The organism is Streptomyces sp. ADMS, from assembly GCF_033441795.1.
Classification (GTDB): domain Bacteria; phylum Actinomycetota; class Actinomycetes; order Streptomycetales; family Streptomycetaceae; genus Streptomyces.
This window is the reverse complement of the sequence record NZ_JAVFVX010000529.1, coordinates 1-306: the sequence shown is the minus strand read 5'-3', so window position 1 is coordinate 306 and position 306 is coordinate 1. Positions and strand designations below refer to the sequence as shown.

Annotated in this window: 1 protein-coding gene; it reads right to left on the bottom strand. The window is 68.3% G+C overall.

Annotation, left to right across the window (positions count from 1 at the left end):
* Window positions 1-306 (bottom strand): hypothetical protein (locus tag RB628_RS43015; RefSeq protein WP_412180811.1); only part of this gene is annotated, 306 nt, incomplete at both ends.

Below are 306 nucleotides of genomic sequence, written 5' to 3'. Positions count from 1 at the left end.
TGTCCAACACGGGTGCGTCCAGCCCTTCCCCGGCGACCTTGTCGATCGCCAGCAGCACCAAGGGACCGGTACGGACACCGGACAGCTCGGCACGGACGCGGTCCCGATCGGCCGTGGGCAGGCCGCCGTGCAGGAGCAGTGCTTCGATGCCGTGCCCTTTGAGCGCAGACGAGAGTTGGTTGACGTGCTCGATGCGATTGGTGAGGGTCAGGCTGCACCGGCCACGCCGGTAGGCGTCGGCGATGTCGGCGGCGATCTGCTGGTTGCGCTGCTGGTCGGCGGCGAGTTCGCCGTAGATGGCCTGGA